This is a genomic window from Enterococcus sp. AN402, from assembly GCF_040719405.1.
In the GTDB taxonomy this organism is placed as follows: Bacteria; Bacillota; Bacilli; order Lactobacillales; family Enterococcaceae; genus Enterococcus; species Enterococcus faecalis.
This window is the reverse complement of record NZ_JBFDTM010000004.1, coordinates 310,955-328,181: the sequence shown is the minus strand read 5'-3', so window position 1 is coordinate 328,181 and position 17,227 is coordinate 310,955. Positions and strand designations below refer to the sequence as shown.

The following is a 17,227-nucleotide window of genomic DNA, read 5'->3' as shown; positions in this document are numbered from 1 at the left end:
CTGTTTATTCCTCCTCTTGAATCTTTATTTGTTGCTCTAACTCCTGAACATCTGAAAAATCTGTCAATCCTTTGCGAAATGCTGTTGAACTACCTGCTGCAATACTTCTTTTTAAATTTTTTTCCAATGAAAGTCCTTGATGCCAGCCAGCTAAAAAGGTACCTAACATTGCATCCCCTGAACAAGCTGTATTCACAACCATTCCAGTTGGTGAATTACCTGAAAGAACCTTTTCATTATTCATAAATAAAGCCCCTTCACTACCTAAAGAAAGTAAAATATTTTTGGCTCCCCGCTTCAGTAATTCTTGTCCGTAAAAAATGTAATCGTCCTTAGTCTGCACTTCTGTATGAAACCACTCTTGAAGTTCTTCTTCATTTGGTTTCAATAAAAATGGTTGATAAGGCAAACAATCTAAAATTTCTTCATAACTACTGTCTAAAATTAAGAACACCTGCTTTTCAAAACAAATTCGGCTAATTTCAATCAAAATACTTGGCGAAACCCCTTGTGGTAAACTTCCTGATACGCACAAATAATCCCCTTTACGTAACTCTGAAATTTTTTTCAAAAAACGTTGTACATGTTCTTCAGATAATTTTGGTCCTTTATTGACTAATTTGTATTCCTTTTGATCTTGGGTAACTTTTGTAAACACATTGATTCTCGTTGTGCCAGCGACTTCGATAAAATCAGTGGTTATCTCTTTTTCTTTTAAATAATCCTCGACATAGTTCCCAGTGAAACCAGCTTTGACTCCCAAAGCGGTATTATCAATCCCTAACATCTTTAAAATTAGGGAAACATTGACTCCTTTCCCGTTTGCTTGAATATCATCTTCCTTCGTGCGATTCACGACAAAAGGAACTAGCTCTTCTGTTTCGATAAATAAATCAATGGCTAAATTTAATGTACATGTATAAATAGTCACTGTAGTTCCTCCTTTCTCCTCTTTATTATGTCTCAAAATACCATGTAAAGGTTTTCATTCTTTCGCAAAAATATAGAAAACATTTACAATTTCATAATTTCTCTAGCTTTTTTATTTTTTTTCATTAAAAATAGGCTTATAAATGTTTTTTTAGTGAAAGAAAGAAGGGCTAGCCATTATGGAACAAAAATTGAGTGAGTCAGAGCAATATCTCTGGCATTTTATCGAAACACATATTTTAGAAATCCCTGATTATTCCATTGTAAAATTAAGCGAACGAGCCAACGTATCAACTGCGACGATTGTAAGAACCATGAAAAAGAAAGGCTATGAAGGTTTCACATCCTTCAAGCATCATTTGAAAGATAAAGAAAACCAAAATATAAATTTTTCAGCATTAGAAAAAGTAGACCGAGGAATTCGGACGGCCATTTTAAAGAATGAAGAAGAAGTAACTCGCACGATTAACATGATTGAAATTGGTAATATCGAAGATGCGATCCAAAAAATCAAAGCTTCTCGACGGATTATTATCTTTGCTAGAGGTTTTTCAGAATTAATTGCTCAGGAAATGATGGTTAAGTTTCAATTGGCTGGCAAATACTGTGAACTGCATACGGACCCAGAAATTATTAAAAATATTAGTAAAAAGTTATCAAAAAAAGATGTGGCTCTTTTTGTTTCTTTAAACGGAGAAACCCAAGAATTAGTTGTCGCTGGTAAAAACTGTTACGACTCAGAAATTGGGACTATCCTTTTAACTGCAAGCAAACACTCTAGTTTAATGAAATATATTGAAATTCCGTTCGTAGGCTTCAAATCAGAAGGCTCCTTTTTCCCCGATTATGAAGTGCGTTCACGGTTACCACTATCCATTCTGGCAAGAATTTTATTGGACGCCTATGCTTTAAGAACGACAACTTAGGCTTTCTTAAATAATAAAAAACAAGCATTCCTTCACTTAAAATAAAGGAATGCTTGTTTTTATTTTGCAACAAAACGTGCTTCTACTCGATAAATTCGTTGACCACGACTAGAAAATTTTTCTTCGTATTCTGTCATAATGTTGCCTTCAAACTCGCTATTATGCAAATCTAGCCACACACGTTCAATAATCATGCCATATTTAGAAAAGCTACTTAATGAGTATTCGAAGAGCCCTTGATTATCCGTTTTAAAATGAATTTCTCCATTTGGTTTTAAAATAATTTCATCTGTCGCTAAAAAGTTTTTATACGTTAAACGACGTTTTTCATGTTTTTTCTTTGGCCAAGGATCTGAAAAATTTAAATAGATTAAATCTACTTCATTTTCAGCAAAATATTCTGTTAATGCTTCGCCGTCTACTCGCAATAACTGTAGATTAGGTAACGGCTCGGCCACTAGCTTATCTAATGCAATCGATAAAATACTTAATTGCATATCGATACCAATATAATTAATCTCAGGATGTGCTTTAGCCATTTCATAAATAAAACGACCTTTACCTGAACCAATTTCAATGTGGATGGGATGATTATTGCCAAAACGTTCTTGCCATTTCCCTTGCCATTTTTCAGGACCTTCTACCACATATTGTGGATATTTTGCCATATATTCTGCTGCTCCGGGTCTATTTCTTACACGCATATTTAAAATTCCTTTCTTTTAAAAACAGACTGGTGAAATTCGCCAGCCTGTGTGGATGTTAAATGAATTAGTTTAACTACTAAACATTCGTTTTAATTGTAAAATTTCTGCAGTCATTGCTCTTCTTTCGCCCTCTTGGTGATGACGAACAATCTCTTGTAAAAAGCTAAATAAACCATACCAATAAATTCGTTGAACCGTACTTTCATTCGGGATTAAACCATAAGATAGTAACCATTGATTCCAGCCGGAACGAGGGACATAATGACTCAAAATCATTCCTAAATCTACCGCTGGGTCCGCGACCATCACAGAATCCCAATCTACTAAATAGAGATAATTATTCGAGACTAACCAATTCCGATGATTCACATCGCCGTGAACAGCTACATAACTAGTTTCTGGATATTCTGGTAAATGATTATATAAATAAGTGATTACTTCTTTTAAATAACTGTTTCGTTTTAATTCTTTAGGTAGTTGACGCTTATACTCTTTCAACATTGTTAGCGGGGTACAAACTTCGCCACCAATTTTTTTCAACATGTCTTTCAGCAAATTGGAATGATGCAATTGGTATAACACGTCAATCACGTCATTGCGTTTGCCAATTTCGTCCGCATGTAATAAACGTCCTTCCAGCCATTCTTGGGCTGTTAGTACGTCGCCATTCGCTGTCCGCTTTGTCCAAATCATCTTCGGGGCTAACCCTTCTTTAGACAATGCTGCAAGAAGTGGAGAAGTGTTTCGTTTAATGAACACTTTCTCTGTTTCTTTTATTCCCATGTATGTTTGACCAGTTGCGCCCTTTATCGGCTGCAGACGCCAGTCTTTATCCAACTGAAATTCCATGGAAATTATCTCCTATCTCAACACAATTTTATTGCAATTTTTACAGCAATTACCATTTTAGTCGCCAAACCTTGCTTCGTCAAGCTTCTATGTGGTTCTTTTGTAAATTTTGCTGGGTTTTCTCATCTTTATAACTTATTCAAGCGCATTGGAACATACATTTTAGTGAAAATCACAACTTCTACAATTAAGGCACCCAGAATGAGCAAGCTATTTTGCAAACTGCCTAAACGAAGGCAGACAATCCCACCAAAAATAATGGCCGCAACAGATAATGCGCCACCAATTAACCGGCGAATCGCTGCTTGTTTTTTTTCTATTGAAATTGGATATAGCTGTGTCATCACCATATAATCAAATTGCGTGTACATGGGAATCAACTGGAACCCGATTAAATAGACAAACAATAAAGCAACTACCAACGCAATCCAGAATTCTTGTAAAAAGAAGAGTAGCACGCCACCAACCAAAATCAAACGAAACAATAAGCCGCTATATTCGCTACCTCGTAAAAAGCTCCGAATGAATAAGTAAGCATACGTGTTCTCAGATGTTTTTTTGACTACTCCGAGGAGAGGATCTAAGTATTTACGGCGTTTCACTGTACTACTCACTTCAGGAATATCTGTAAACAGCTGAATGAATTTATAAATTCTATGCATTCTGTTTTGTTCTTTTTGGATCATTTTTTCCCAATCCAAGAAACTCTGTTTCATCTTATTTTGCCAAATACTCGATAAACAAACGGCCAGGATGATGCCACCAATCACACCAACCCAAGGCGTCCAGTAAATGGCTCCCGTCATAATCAAGAGACTACTGATCAACCAAACGAACCACCAACTACGGTAAGTGGTTGACGAAAGATGATAGAGCCCATAGCTTTGTAAACTAAGATGTGTATAAATCATACAAACTAGCATGACCAAAAATAAAAAGAAGGTTTGAAACGACCAACCCGTTGTAACTACAATCAACGGCATCAATAGGCCACTTCCTAGAAAGCTGACCACAATCGGTAAAAGTAAAGAGTAGCGCAGCGCCCGTTTCAGATAAGCAGCGAATTGTTTTTCTTTTGGTAATAAAAAAACCTTGTCTGGCTCTTCTGTCAAAGTAGCCAACTTACCAACTTGAATGAGTAGCAGCCAGCCCAACAGAATTAACGGTCTGCCCCAAACAAAATCACGAGGTAATTCTTTTAACAACTGGGAATAGTACAGACCTAATCCGCCTAATAAAAACATACAGACTAAAACAAAATGATCATTTAAAATATAGCGCAAGTACTTGGACATTTTTTTGAAATGCCGTGACAAACGTTGACTAAAAAATTCGCCCATGTTACCCCACCTTTTCTTCCTTCGTCAAGGCAAGATAAATATCATCTAAAGAAGACTCTGGTAAATTAAATTCTGCACGTAATTCAGCCATTGTACCGTTTGCCCGTAACTTCCCTTCGTGTAGCACCACAAAGCGATCACAATATTTTTCAGCTGTTGCTAAAATATGCGTGGACATTAAAATCGCTGCCCCTTGCTTACGCATCGTATCCATTAATTCTAATAAAGCATGAATTGCTAAAGGATCTAAGCCTAGAAAAGGTTCATCAATAATATATAAACTCGGTTCAATTAAGAATGCACAAAGTACCATGACTTTTTGTTTCATGCCTTTTGAAAAATTAGCAGGAAACCATTCCAATTTATTGTCTAAGCGGAACGTTTTTAGTAATGGTTCTGCTCGTTTGAACGCTTCTTCTAATGGAATATCATAAGCCAAGGCCGTTACTTCGATATGCTCTTTCAATGTTAATTCTTCATATAAAGAAGGTGTTTCCGGAATATACCCGATTTTTTTACGATATTCTTCAGGGGCTTGTTGCAATGTTTCCCCGTCAATCATAATTTTGCCTTTTTGCGGCGTAAGTAACCCAATAATATTTTTGATGGTGGTACTTTTCCCCGCACCATTCAAGCCGATTAAACCAACCATTTCACCAGACTTGACATCAAAATTAATATCTTTTAAGACAGGAATATGGCCGTAACCTCCTGTTAAATGTTCAATTGTTAAGCTCATTTCTTTTGCCTCCAACCTTTTCTCTCTACCATTATTAAACCCTAAGCGAACCAAGAATTCAAAAATTACTCCCTTAATTAAATGGATTTTTTTCTTTCTCTTATTATACACGAAATGAAACGAACTTTTTAGCGAACTCACGTACTTTTTCATCCACAGAGAAATCAACTTGTGGTAAAGTAAAGGAAAGAACCTAGAGAAAAGAGGAATTTTTCATGAATGATTGTATTTTTTGTAAAATTATCAACGGCGAAATCCCAAGTTATAAAGTCTATGAAGACGAGAAAGTCTACGCGTTTTTAGACATCACACAAGTGACCAAAGGACATACCTTAATGATTCCAAAACAACACGTTGCTGATATTTTTGAATATAATGACCTTTTAGCAAGCGACGTCTTTGCTCGTATTCCTAAAGTAGCACGAGCATTAGAAAAAGCTTTTCCAGAAATGGAAGGATTAAACATTTTAAATAACAATAAGGAAGTGGCTTATCAATCCGTTTTCCATTCCCACGTTCATTTGATTCCCCGTTATTCAAAAGAAGATGATTTCTCTATTCATTTTGGCAACCATCAAGAGGACTATTCCGCCGAAGCGATGCAAGAAATTGCTGAGACCATTGCAAAGCAGGTGAACTAAATGAAAAAATTTATTAAAGGTCTCATTTTTGGTGCAGCTGCTGGTACCATTGGCGGCTTGTTGGCTGCTCCAAGAAGCGGGAAAGAAACACGCCAACATTTAATCAATGAGCTAGAGGACTATCGTTCACTGAAAAATCAAGTCACGAATGACTGGGATCAGGTGCAACGAAATTTGGCAGTTGTCGAAGAAAACGTTCCACTGGCAACTGAATTTTCAAAAGACCTGCAACAAGAAATCACTGATTTCAAATTCCAAGCGGAACCTCGGATTGCTCAAATTAAAGAACAAATTGCCAAAATCACGGCTGAATTACCTGACACACAAACCAACAAGCAAAAGTAAAGTCTTTTATGTTAATTATTTCTTTTGTTATTAAAAAAATAAAAAGTGTGACGTAAATACGAATTTTGTTTGAAACTATGCCTGAGACTCTTTCTTTTTCAAAATAAGGTATGGTATAGTTATAACAGAAATAAAACTAAAAAAAACAGGAGTGCATAAGAGAATGAAGAAAAAACTAATCTTAGCTGCAGCGGGCGCAATGGCCGTTTTTAGTTTAGCAGCGTGTTCAAGCGGTTCAAAAGATATCGCAACAATGAAAGGTTCAACAATTACTGTTGATGATTTTTATAACCAAATTAAAGAACAAAGCACTAGCCAACAAGCGTTTAGCCAAATGGTTATTTTTAAAGTCTTTGAAGAAAAATATGGCGACAAAGTAACTGACAAAGATATTCAAAAAAGCTTTGACGAAGCCAAAGAACAAGTAGAAGCACAAGGTGGAAAGTTCTCTGATGCATTAAAACAAGCTGGTTTAACTGAAAAAGCATTCAAGAAACAATTAAAACAAAGAGCAGCCTATGATGCAGGTCTAAAAGCCCACTTAAAAATTACAGATGAAGACTTAAAAACAGCTTGGGCAAGTTTCCATCCAGAAGTAGAAGCACAAATTATCCAAGTTGCTTCAGAAGATGATGCCAAAGCTGTCAAGAAAGAAATCACTGACGGCGGCGATTTCACAAAAATTGCTAAAGAAAAATCAACAGATGCTGCTACGAAAAAAGATGGCGGTAAAATTAAATTTGATTCACAAGCAACAACTGTTCCTGCCGAAGTTAAAGAAGCTGCCTTCAAATTAAAAGATGGCGAAGTGTCAGAACCAATTGCTGCAACAAATATGCAAACCTACCAAACAACCTACTATGTAGTGAAAATGACGAAAAACAAAGCAAAAGGCAATGACATGAAACCTTATGAAAAAGAGATCAAGAAAATTGCTGAAGAAACAAAATTAGCCGATCAAACATTTGTTTCGAAAGTCATTAGTGACGAATTAAAAGCGGCCAATGTGAAAATTAAAGATGATGCCTTCAAGAACGCTTTAGCAGGCTACATGCAAACTGAATCTTCAAGCGCTTCTTCAGAGAAAAAAGAATCAAAATCAAGTGATTCTAAAACAAGCGATACCAAAACAAGCGACTCTGAAAAAGCAACAGATTCTTCAAGCAAAACAACAGAATCTTCTTCTAAATAAGCATAAAAAAGAGAGTGGTCGATTGACCACTCCCTTTTTTTATTTATCTTTTGGAACATAGAAACTGCGGTTATCTAAACCAAAGATTCGTTCCGTATACTCCCCAGGCTGTGTTTGACGAATGGCCCCTATCATCATTTGAATGGACGCATCCATGGTATCAATTTGATGTAAGATTTCCGCTTCCATAATTCTTGGTCGCACAGGTGAGCCATACTCCAACAATCCATGGTGGGCTAAGACCATGTGCCGAAGAACGACAACGTCTTCTTCTCGATCATCAATTTTCAAAGCCAAACACGCCTTGGTAATTTCCTCATCCACCAAAACTAAATGACCAATTAAGTTCCCTGCCACCGTATATTCTGTCGTAATAGCACCAGATAGTTCTAAAACTTTTCCTAAGTCATGTAAAATAATCCCCGCGTATAATAGTGACGTGTTAATTTCAGTATATTCCTTAGCAATTGCTTTGCCTAGGCGCAACATTGAGACAGTGTGGTAAGCTAAGCCATTCGCAAAAGCATGATGGTTCCGTTTGGCTGCAGGAAATTCATAAAATTCTTGTTGGTATTTCGTCATGAGATAGCGCACAATACGATTCCAATGAGCATTGGTAATTTCAAAAATCACTTGATTGATTTCCTCGACCATCTCTTCTTTTTTCAAAGGCGCTCGTTCCATATATAAACTTGGCTGGCTTGGTTCCTCTGCTGTCGCTAAACGCATGTGTAAAATTTTTACTTGGGGTTTATTTTGATAAACTTCTCGTTTCCCATTCAGTAAAACAACGTTTCCCGCAGTAAACCGTGTAATTTCATCCTCAGAGGCGTCCCAATATTTTCCGTCAATCGTGCCAGATGTGTCTTGAAAGGTAAAGGCAATAAACTTTTTCCCATTTTTAGCTACACGTACATCGGCATTTTTAATTAGAACAAATGATTCAAAAAGTTCTTCTACTGTTAATTCACGTAATTTTTTCACTTGACGCTTCCTCCTTCTAACGCAATTACTCTTTGTTGTAAGTCCTGATAATAGCTTACCATTTCTTGGTCAGAAGAAAAACAAATGACTTGCTGTTTTTGACCAAATTTAGTAAATAATTCAGCTAATTGGGCTTTTCTTTGATGATCATAGTGTAACCAGCCATCATCAATGATAATTGGACAAATCAGTTGCTCGCCTTGGACTGCTAAAAAGGCAAAACGAACAGCCATCATCAATTGATCTTTAGTGCCAGTTGATAATTCATGTAAATAAAACATTTCTTGTTCTTTCGTCACCGCAACTAGTTGACCTTCGGCTACTTGGATTGATTGATAACGCTGATTTGTTAAAAGTGCAAAGTAGCTTGATGCATACTGTAATAAGCTGGGCAATTGTTGTTCCGAAAGCTCTGTTAATAGGTCCATTAGCAGTTGTCCCGCTAGTTGATACCCAGACCAACGTTGAGCTAGTTCTTTGATTTCCGCTTTTAAAATTGCTTGGCGTTGATACAACTCATCTAAGGTACCATCCGTCATTAATTGTTGTTTTTCATAAATCAGCGCTTGATACTGTTCTTGTATTTTATCTAACTTGCTTTCTTCCAGTGCTTGTTGCTGCGCCAGTTGTAAAGAACGGTCTTTTAACGCTGCTTCTGTTACCGCTTCTGGAAACAGATTGCCTAATTGTGTCGCTAATTCTTGCCCACGACCAACTTGAGCTTGCTGAGTGGTCAGCTGTTGAATCCTACTTGGAACATCAGCGATTGATAGAATCCGATAACGAATTAGTAAAGGCTGAATTCGTGTTAATGCTTCTTGCTGTTTAGTTTTCAACTCTCGTAACTGCTGTTTGAGATAGCCATCTGCTTGATACTCCTGAGCAAAGCGAACCTTCTCCATTTCTTCAGCAAATCCTTCTAAAAAGTGTAACTTTTCGGAAAGGCTCTTTCCTTGCAAGGGTAAATGCGTCATCAATGGGAAGATTTGTTCTTCAAATACTTGGCGTTTTTGTTGATTTTCCTTCAATTGACTCATGAGTTCTTCATTTGTTTGAACAAGCAATAAATAGCGCGTAATCAATTCCCGCTGATTCATTAAAGTATCAATTTGTTGCATTTTTCCTAATTGATGGACTTGGGCTTGCTCCGCTACTGCTTGTTCAAGTTGTTCCACTTGCAGTTGTGCCTCACGTTCTTGATTCAGCGCTTGTTGGAACTGTTCATTTAAATAATCTAGTTGCGAAAGTTTCGTCTGCCATTCTTCTTTCACTTCATCAGAGGAAGCTTCTTTTCTAGTGGCGTAGCTAAGCACTTCTTTCGCGATAAAACTAACTCCCACGAGAACTAGGCCCCATTTTAAAGGGCTTGGCAAAAAGAAACCGAGTAATGCAAGGATACTTCCTAGCAATAACCAAAGTGGTTGACTTGTTTTCTGCGCTTTTTGGGCACGCGTCGCTTCACCAAAAAATGCGGCATGCGCTTTTTCAAAATCCGTTAACTGGTCTTCCAGATTTTCAATTTGAGAAGCCAAGAATGCTTTCTGTTCTTGTCCTTTTTGAAGAGCTTGCGTATACGCAACTTGTTGTTGGCGCCACTTTTGAACGGTTTCGTTGTCATAAAAAAGCTGTGGTGGTCGTTCAGGCGACCATGACCATTCGTTCTCTAAAAGGACCATTTCTTGACGATTTTGCTCAAAGGTTTGGGTCATCCATTCCGATTCCGTCATCAATTGTTGCATATCATAGCGTTGATTCAACAATTGTTGAATCAATGCTTCTTGTTCTAGGTAAAAAGCATACCCTTCTGGAACATCGAGCGCTTCTGACTGAAGAGATAACTCTTTGGTCAAACGTTGTCGTTCTTTGTCTAGGTACATATATTCTTGAAAGGTTTCTTCTAATTGAACTTGGTCTTCTTTTACTAAAACAACGTTCTCTGTTTCTTCAGGTAGCGACTGCCATTCTTCGTACAAGGGAAAGTGACGTTGCTGTTCCGCAACCTGTAACAAGTCCTGTTGCGTTTCTTTTAATTGCTGTTGCAGTGTCACTCGCTGTTGTTCTGTTTCGCGAATCGTTTCTTCTAATTGTTGAAAAGTTTGTTGCTGCGCTTCTTTCTCTTGAATTTGCTCTTTTAGTTCTTGATAAGCCGCCAACTTCTGATTGAGTAATGGCTGCTGCCCTTTGCCTTTAAAGATTTTTTGTGCTTCTTTAAAGTACGCATTTCGGTAAGTCAAAAGTTGTTGACTACCAGAAACACCAATGGCTAACAAGGATGTTTGCAGTTCCTCTTCTGTCAACTTGTCACTCGTAATTAATTGTTCTTGTTGGAAAGTAAAAATCTCTTGAAATAACTTTTTCGTTAGCGGATGTAACATTTGCTGTAAGGTTTTTTCATCCCCCATTTGTTGTTGATAATAAATGATTGCTTGCCCTTTATTTTTTTCTTTAAAACGCTCGACTTGAACTTCCCCAAACACAGGATGTGCCAACCACAAACGACCACCATACGAACCACCATTTTTAGGTACGTAATCGCGTTTTCTTTTGCCCTTTGTGGGAAAACCAAACAGCATTGCTTGAATGAATTGATACAATGTGGACTTGCCAACTTCATTTGCGCCGTACAGCAATTGATTACCAGATTCAAATGTAATTTTCTGTTGTTGCCATTTTCCAAAGCCCACAATCTCTACTGCAAGTAATTTCATAGTGGGTCCTCCTGAATAGTAAAGTCTTCATTAATTTGCTCATGTGCTAGGCGCAAGCTCTCTAATCGCCACTGCTCATCCATTGAAAAAATTCCAGCAAATTCTGGATAACGTAACAATTCCTTGGTGGTATCTTCAAAAATAACTGGATCTAAGTATGTTTTTTCTAATGCCGTTAATAAGTTGGGACTAGCGGCTAAATAGATTGGTTCTTTCGTTGGTTCCTCTGCTTGCAATATTAGGCGATAAACAAAAAAATCACCTTGCGTTTTTTGTAAAAGCTGCTGCTGTAAGTAGCTTAATAGTTCACCATTGACAATGGCTTGCACCACGGTCACATCCAAATGTTGCGTTTCTTTCAGTGTCAACGCCATCAATTGCTGTTGCTGATGCGCATGCCACTTCGTCAGCAAACTGGTTTCAAGATAAGACAAAACGCTTTGGGTGTCACGGCATTGCGCAAGAGATACTTCTTCATTCGTCCAATCTATTTCTGCGACTTTTTCAAATTGAACAGTCGCTTGATTTTGGGAAAGTGTGACCACTGCAACCCCTTGTAAAGACTGTTCTTTTTTCGTGTGTCCTTGAGGTGTTCCAGGATAAACAATTAGCGGTTGTTCACTAACAATTTGCGGCTGATGAATGTGGCCCAATGCCCAATAATTATAGCCAGTGGCTTTTAAATCCTTCCATGTAAACGGAGCATAATTTTGTTGCGCTTTCCGACTGGTGTCTCCATGATAAATCCCAATATGAATGTCAGATTCTGCTTGTTTGATAGGAAATTCTAGTGCTTTATTTTCATCAATCCAGGGATGCTCATAACTAAACCCCGAAACAGCCACTTGTTCGCCCGCTCTCGTTTCAAAATACAGTGTCTCAACCATTTCTTTTTCAAATAAAAAAACATTGTCTGGAAAAGAAAACCAATAGCGGTCTTTTTTATAGTAATCATGATTCCCAAATGTTAGAATCACAGGAATTTCTGCTTGTTTCAACTGTTCTAATGCGGCCATCAATTGGGCTTGCATTGAAATAGAGGTCTGACTTTGATGAAACGTATCTCCTGCAAAAATAACCAAGTCCACCGCTTCTCGAATGGCAACTGTTACGATATTCATTAACAATTGTTGATTAGCTTCTCTTAAGCGCTTCGCTAAGGCTGTCGGGATCCCAGTTAACCCTTCAAAAGACCGATCCATGTGTAAATCAGCTGTATGCAATAGTTTCATCGTTTCCCCTCCTTTTCTCCTTCCTTTATCATATCATTTTCTGCCAGCTTGGTCAGTAAAAACATACGAAAATTTGTTCGTTTTTTTATTTTCAGTAAAAGAAAAACTCTGACAAATTGTCTTATAGACAACTTGTCAGAGTTCAATTACGTAAATTAATCGTTATACATATCACGCACAGGAGTCATGATAATTCGGTTTAAATCATTGACAACTAAGCTAAACGCTTGTTCTTTTTGCATTAATTCGTTGATAACTGCTGTTTCTTGCACTTTCGTTGCAATGCTTTGTGCTTTTTCAGCATCTTCATCCGTGAATTCTTCGCCGCGCATTTGTTTTTCTTGTAGTCCTTGTTGGAATCCTTGGAATTCTTTAAACAATGTGTAAGCTGCTTCGTCTGCTTTTACTTCTTCATACGCTGCTTGTAATGCTTTAAATTCGTCTAACTCACGTAGTTCACGTTCAATCTGATTGGCTGTATCATAAATGTTACTCAATGGAATCCCTCTTTTCTCAATAGTTTCATCTTTATTGTACCATTTCTCTTAGGTTTTCCCAACTAATTTCCTAATAAGCCTCCGAAAATTCCTTCAATCTTGTCTTTGACTTTTTTCGCGCCGTCTTTAATTTGTCCCCCAACTTCATTCAATGTATCTCCGAAATTGCTAGCGCCGTCTTGAACAGAATTTCCAAAGTCTTTCAAGTTATCCCGCCAATTAGAATTGGCACCACCAGTTAAACTATCGTTGCTATCAACAACTTTCCCACCTGTGGCATAAGCATCCGCGACAGGAAATTGTGCTTGTTTGACTTGTGGCAAGATGCCACTGGCTTGACTGTTGAACACCTGTGAGGCATACGTAGCGCTACTGCCTTCCAAATAATGGGTTTTACTGGTTTCTTGGAAGCCTAACCAAGTAGCAATGACAACTTCTGGTGTATAACCAATCACCCACTGATCGTTCGTTTTACTACTATCGAAGTTGGTTTCTGTCGTACCTGTTTTACCAGCCATTACGTAGCCTGCTGGTTGTGCGTTGACCCCGCTCCCAGAACTAAAGACCCCTAGTAACATACTTGTAATCCCGTCTGCAACATCTTTGGTAATGACTTGTTCTTTCTTGACTTTAGTATTATCAACTACAATTGCGCCAGTTGAGTCGACGATTTTTGTAATTAAATGCGTTTCAGTTTTATAGCCTTCATTGGCAAAGGCACTATAAGCTCCCGCCATAGTTAGTGGCGAAACACCCGTTTGTAATCCTCCAAGGGCTAAACCATAGTACCGATCTTTTTCTGATAACGGAATGCCAAATTTCTCTGTTTTTTCATAGCCTTTATCTAAACCAATTTGATGTAATAACCACACCGCTGGTAAATTTAAGCTTTCTCCTAAGGCTTGGTACATAGGAACTTCTCCACTGTACGTTCGGCTATAGTTTTGCGCTGGATAATAATCTTGTGGTTTATCTTCTAAAACAGAGTCTGGTTTATAGCCAGCCTCTAAAGCTGGTGTATAGACAGAAATTGGTTTTAAGGACGAGCCTGGTGAACGTTTTGTTTGCGTTGCAAAGTTAAAGCCTCGATAAACGTGTTCTCCTCGACCGCCCACCAGTGCTTGCACGCCGCCGGTTTTCGGATCAATGGCTACAGAGCCACTTTGAACCATGGCACCATCTTCTGCATTGGGTGGAAATAGTGCATCATTTTTATAAGTTGCATCCATCGCATCTTGATACCCCTGATTTAAAGAAGTGTAAATCTTGTAGCCTTTATTTAAAATATCTTCTTCTTTAAATTTATAACGATTGACCGCTTCATCAATTACCGCATCAAAATAATATGGATATTTGTAACTATTTTCGTCGCCAACATAGGTGTCATTTAATAGACTCGCTAAGTTAACACTCGCTTCTTGATTGGCTTCTTCTTGAGATAGTTTTTTATTGTCGACCATTAGTTGTAAAACGGTATTCCGTCGCGCTGTGGCATTGTCAATGTAATCAATTGGGTTATAGATTCCTGGCCCTTTTAACATGCCCGCTAGCGTTGCGGCTTCCCCCACTGTCACTTGGGACGCATCCACGCCAAAATATTTACGAGCTGCATCTTGCACTCCCCAGACACCATTACCAAAATAAGAATTATTTAAATACATTGCTAAGATATCTTTTTTCGAATATTTCTTTTCGATTTCAATCGCTAAAAATAATTCTCTGGCTTTCCTATCTAACGTTTGCTCTTGCGTTAAGTAAGCATTTTTGGCTAATTGCTGCGTAATTGTACTTCCGCCACCACCGCCACCGATTTTCCCGAAGGTCAATTTTCCAACAACCGCACGGGCAATCCCTTTGATGGAATACCCTTTATGTTGGTAAAACCCGCGATCTTCAGTTGAAATAACCGCATCTTGAATATAAGGAGAAATATTATCCAGTTCCACAAAAGTCCCTTTTTGCCCGAATAATTTTCCGACTTCCTCTCCTGACTCATCATAAACGCGTGTTGATTCACTTAGCCCCGATTTTAGGGTCTCAACGTTTGCGGACTTGGCTAAGTAAAATAAATAAATACTGGCACCTAAAGCGACTACCAAACCAATTAACAAGAAAATTTTATTGATTTGATACTTTTTCCAAATCCGCTTTCTGGCTTGATGGAATTGTATTAAATAAGGCTTTATCCACGTCCAAAAATGACGTAATCCGACACCGACTTTACTAAAAAATTGTTTAAGATTGTCCATAGTACTCCCTCTGTTTACGTTTCTTGGCTAAGTCTACCATATTCTTGTGGGTACGACCTAGGTCTAAAGCATGAAAAATTCTTGAAAAACAATTTCAATGGTCTTTTCGCTGTAGCAAAGGAAATATGGCCTTCACTAGAGGTAAATAATTGCTTACGCTTAGAAACGAGTCTTTATTTAGCCTCTATTCTATCATGCTTTTCTTCGTTTTTTATGTAAATTTGTTTAAGAATCTCTCAAGGAACTGCCTTTCTAACAAATTTCAGCTTTTTTTCCGTTCTGACTTGACCTTTTGAGCAGCTTTGTTACACTAAATAGCGAATCAGTGAAAGGTGGGATTTGGTGGAATATTCAATGAGATTACCTGAAAATTTTTCAACAATGACTGTAAAAGAACTATTAGAAAATGAGTGGCTAGTCCCTCGAAAAGTGCGCCATTTTTTACGCACGCGAAAAAATGTCAAAATCAACGGAGAAACAGCTGCTTTTCATTTTCCAGTCCAAGCTGGCGATTGTGTCACCTTAACGTTTGAAGAAACCGATTATGTGCGTCCCACTATTCATTTGGGGGAAGCAACGCATGTGAAGGTTTTATATGAAGACGAACATTTAATGATTGTAAATAAACCTTATGGCATTAAAACCCATCCAAATCAGCCACAGGAAACAGACACCTTGTTAAATCATGTTGCTGCCTATTTAGCCGAGAAAAATCAGGTCCCTTATGTCGTTCATCGATTAGATAAAGAAACCAGTGGTGCGATTGTCTTTGCTAAAAATCCTTTTGTCTTACCTATTTTAGGGCGTTTATTAGAAACAAAACAAATTTACCGCCAATATCAAGCGATTGTGGCTGGTCACTTTAACCAAAAAGAGCAGACAATCAATCAGCCGATCGGTCGTGATCGGCATGATCGCCGGAAACGACGGATTGATCCTCAAAAAGGGGATTCAGCGATTACACATGTCCAAGTGGTCCAAACTCTTTCTAACAATCAAACCGCAGTTACCTGTGTTTTAGAAACAGGTCGGACGCACCAAATTCGGGTCCATTTAGCTAGCGAAGGGCATCCAATTATTGGTGATCCGTTATACAACCCAAAATCGCAGGCAGCTCGTTTAATGCTCCATGCTTCACAACTTCATTTACTCCATCCGTTTACAAAAAAACAAATCGTTGTGACTGCAGCGCCTGGCCTATGGTAAAAAAACAGAAGAAATCGGACGGTAACCGCCGATTTCTTCTGCTTTTTTATTTTACCGCACATTCACTGCTGAGAACGGCATATCTGCGTTTGCTCAGTGTCTTGGTGTTAAACAGTTCCTGAGCTAACTCTCAGCCTTAATCATTTGTAGCCACTCTTTTTGTAAAATTCCGTAATTGTAGATATCCAGCCATTGGCCATCTTGAAATAACGCTTCTCTATCAATTCCTTCTTTTTTGAAGCCTACTTTTTCATAAACATGAATCGCTTTTTGATTGTTACTATTGACAGCTAATCTGATTTTGTGCAAGCCCAATTCATAAAAAGCAAATTTACAAATTAAAGACACCGCCTCAAAGCCATATCCTTGACCACGTTGCTCTTTTTGTAAAATAGCAATCCCTAAATTGGCCCCTCTATTTTTCAACTGTACATCAGACAATGAAACCCAACCAATAAATTCCTCTGTCGTATTTTCTAAAATAGCAAATAGAAATCGATCATCTTCTCCTTTATTAATCGTGAAATCTTTCCATTCTTCAAGCCCCCACGGATGTAAAGCATCCCAGCTCAAATGCCGAAGCAATTCATTATCCCATTGCTGTTTTGCAATATGTTCGATATATTCTTCTCTAAAATGAGAAAAGCCAATGTGTTTTCCTTTTAAGACATTTTCCATAAGA

The 17,227-nt window shown here is 37.9% G+C and carries 16 protein-coding genes; 5 read left to right on the top strand and 11 right to left on the bottom strand.

The window, feature by feature from the left end; translation table 11 throughout:
• Nucleotides 1–4 precede the first annotated feature (4 nt).
• Nucleotides 5–931 carry a 1-phosphofructokinase gene (pfkB, locus tag AB1I62_RS03020; protein ID WP_002355534.1) on the bottom strand — a complete coding sequence of 309 codons (927 nt, stop codon included), beginning with the start codon at nt 929–931 and terminating at the stop codon, nt 5–7.
• 178 nt (nt 932–1,109) lie between these two features.
• On the opposite strand from pfkB, the gene AB1I62_RS03015 reads away from it, so the two are divergent.
• On the top strand, nt 1,110–1,856 hold the full coding sequence (locus AB1I62_RS03015) for a MurR/RpiR family transcriptional regulator (RefSeq protein WP_002363162.1): 747 nt from the start codon (nt 1,110–1,112) through the stop codon (nt 1,854–1,856).
• A gap of 59 nt (nt 1,857–1,915) precedes the next feature.
• Here AB1I62_RS03015 and trmB read toward each other — a convergent pair whose 3' ends face one another.
• From trmB to AB1I62_RS02995, 4 genes are all read right to left on the bottom strand, one after another.
• A complete protein-coding gene (trmB, locus tag AB1I62_RS03010; protein ID WP_002355532.1) occupies nt 1,916–2,560 on the bottom strand; it encodes a tRNA (guanosine(46)-N7)-methyltransferase TrmB in 645 nt (214 codons plus the stop codon).
• A 72-nt stretch (nt 2,561–2,632) separates the two neighbouring features.
• On the bottom strand, nt 2,633–3,412 hold the full coding sequence (locus tag AB1I62_RS03005) for a phosphotransferase family protein (protein ID WP_002355531.1): 780 nt from the start codon (nt 3,410–3,412) through the stop codon (nt 2,633–2,635).
• A 128-nt stretch (nt 3,413–3,540) separates the two neighbouring features.
• Nucleotides 3,541–4,752 carry an ABC transporter permease gene (locus AB1I62_RS03000; RefSeq protein WP_065420465.1) on the bottom strand — a complete coding sequence of 404 codons (1,212 nt, stop codon included), beginning with the start codon at nt 4,750–4,752 and terminating at the stop codon, nt 3,541–3,543.
• A 1-nt stretch (nt 4,753) separates the two neighbouring features.
• Nucleotides 4,754–5,491, bottom strand: coding sequence for an ABC transporter ATP-binding protein (locus AB1I62_RS02995; RefSeq protein WP_002363160.1), 738 nt, complete (start codon nt 5,489–5,491; stop codon nt 4,754–4,756).
• Between the two features lie 215 nt (nt 5,492–5,706).
• Between AB1I62_RS02995 and AB1I62_RS02990 the strand changes: the two genes are divergently transcribed.
• From AB1I62_RS02990 to AB1I62_RS02980, 3 genes are all read left to right on the top strand, one after another.
• Nucleotides 5,707–6,132 carry an HIT family protein gene (locus tag AB1I62_RS02990; protein WP_002398134.1) on the top strand — a complete coding sequence of 142 codons (426 nt, stop codon included), beginning with the start codon at nt 5,707–5,709 and terminating at the stop codon, nt 6,130–6,132.
• Nucleotides 6,133–6,477 (top strand): YtxH domain-containing protein, encoded by a 345-nt coding sequence (locus AB1I62_RS02985; protein ID WP_104859263.1) that lies wholly within the window; start codon nt 6,133–6,135, stop codon nt 6,475–6,477. It abuts the gene before it with no gap.
• 163 nt (nt 6,478–6,640) lie between these two features.
• On the top strand, nt 6,641–7,669 hold the full coding sequence (locus AB1I62_RS02980; RefSeq protein ID WP_002407336.1) for a peptidylprolyl isomerase: 1,029 nt from the start codon (nt 6,641–6,643) through the stop codon (nt 7,667–7,669).
• Between the two features lie 39 nt (nt 7,670–7,708).
• Here the strand turns inward: AB1I62_RS02980 and AB1I62_RS02975 are convergent, their stop codons facing one another.
• The 5 genes from AB1I62_RS02975 to AB1I62_RS02955 form a co-directional block, all read right to left on the bottom strand.
• Nucleotides 7,709–8,653 carry an HD domain-containing protein gene (locus tag AB1I62_RS02975; protein ID WP_002361244.1) on the bottom strand — a complete coding sequence of 315 codons (945 nt, stop codon included), beginning with the start codon at nt 8,651–8,653 and terminating at the stop codon, nt 7,709–7,711.
• Nucleotides 8,650–11,361 (bottom strand): ATP-binding protein, encoded by a 2,712-nt coding sequence (locus AB1I62_RS02970; RefSeq protein ID WP_104859262.1) that lies wholly within the window; start codon nt 11,359–11,361, stop codon nt 8,650–8,652. The genes AB1I62_RS02975 and AB1I62_RS02970 overlap by 4 nt, the downstream gene beginning before the upstream one ends.
• A complete protein-coding gene (locus tag AB1I62_RS02965) occupies nt 11,358–12,593 on the bottom strand; it encodes a DNA repair exonuclease (protein ID WP_010818272.1) in 1,236 nt (411 codons plus the stop codon). Before AB1I62_RS02965 ends, AB1I62_RS02970 begins: the two co-directional genes overlap by 4 nt.
• A gap of 155 nt (nt 12,594–12,748) precedes the next feature.
• On the bottom strand, nt 12,749–13,090 hold the full coding sequence (locus AB1I62_RS02960; RefSeq protein WP_002355518.1) for a YlbF family regulator: 342 nt from the start codon (nt 13,088–13,090) through the stop codon (nt 12,749–12,751).
• 62 nt (nt 13,091–13,152) lie between these two features.
• Nucleotides 13,153–15,339, bottom strand: coding sequence for a PBP1A family penicillin-binding protein (locus AB1I62_RS02955; RefSeq protein WP_002378020.1), 2,187 nt, complete (start codon nt 15,337–15,339; stop codon nt 13,153–13,155).
• Nucleotides 15,340–15,681: 342 nt separating this feature from the next.
• On the opposite strand from AB1I62_RS02955, the gene AB1I62_RS02950 reads away from it, so the two are divergent.
• Nucleotides 15,682–16,545: an RluA family pseudouridine synthase gene (locus tag AB1I62_RS02950; protein ID WP_002381243.1), complete on the top strand. Its 864-nt coding sequence runs from the start codon at nt 15,682–15,684 to the stop codon at nt 16,543–16,545.
• A gap of 123 nt (nt 16,546–16,668) precedes the next feature.
• Here the strand turns inward: AB1I62_RS02950 and AB1I62_RS02945 are convergent, their stop codons facing one another.
• Nucleotides 16,669–17,223, bottom strand: a complete 555-nt coding sequence (locus AB1I62_RS02945; RefSeq protein ID WP_002367997.1) for a GNAT family protein — start codon at nt 17,221–17,223, stop codon at nt 16,669–16,671.
• Nucleotides 17,224–17,227: the final 4 nt, after the last annotated feature.

Coding starts and splice junctions, on each gene's coding strand:
- AB1I62_RS02965 (WP_010818272.1), bottom strand. CDS start 12,593: ATGAAACTATTGCATACAGCTGATTTACACATGGATCGGTCTTTTGAA.
- AB1I62_RS02970 (WP_104859262.1), bottom strand. CDS start 11,361: ATGAAATTACTTGCAGTAGAGATTGTGGGCTTTGGAAAATGGCAACAA.
- AB1I62_RS02990 (WP_002398134.1), top strand. CDS start 5,707: ATGAATGATTGTATTTTTTGTAAAATTATCAACGGCGAAATCCCAAGT.
- trmB (WP_002355532.1), bottom strand. CDS start 2,560: ATGCGTGTAAGAAATAGACCCGGAGCAGCAGAATATATGGCAAAATAT.
- AB1I62_RS02985 (WP_104859263.1), top strand. CDS start 6,133: ATGAAAAAATTTATTAAAGGTCTCATTTTTGGTGCAGCTGCTGGTACC.
- AB1I62_RS02945 (WP_002367997.1), bottom strand. CDS start 17,223: ATGGAAAATGTCTTAAAAGGAAAACACATTGGCTTTTCTCATTTTAGA.
- AB1I62_RS03005 (WP_002355531.1), bottom strand. CDS start 3,412: ATGGAATTTCAGTTGGATAAAGACTGGCGTCTGCAGCCGATAAAGGGC.
- AB1I62_RS03000 (WP_065420465.1), bottom strand. CDS start 4,752: ATGGGCGAATTTTTTAGTCAACGTTTGTCACGGCATTTCAAAAAAATG.
- AB1I62_RS02995 (WP_002363160.1), bottom strand. CDS start 5,491: ATGAGCTTAACAATTGAACATTTAACAGGAGGTTACGGCCATATTCCT.
- AB1I62_RS02980 (WP_002407336.1), top strand. CDS start 6,641: ATGAAGAAAAAACTAATCTTAGCTGCAGCGGGCGCAATGGCCGTTTTT.
- AB1I62_RS03015 (WP_002363162.1), top strand. CDS start 1,110: ATGGAACAAAAATTGAGTGAGTCAGAGCAATATCTCTGGCATTTTATC.
- AB1I62_RS02955 (WP_002378020.1), bottom strand. CDS start 15,339: ATGGACAATCTTAAACAATTTTTTAGTAAAGTCGGTGTCGGATTACGT.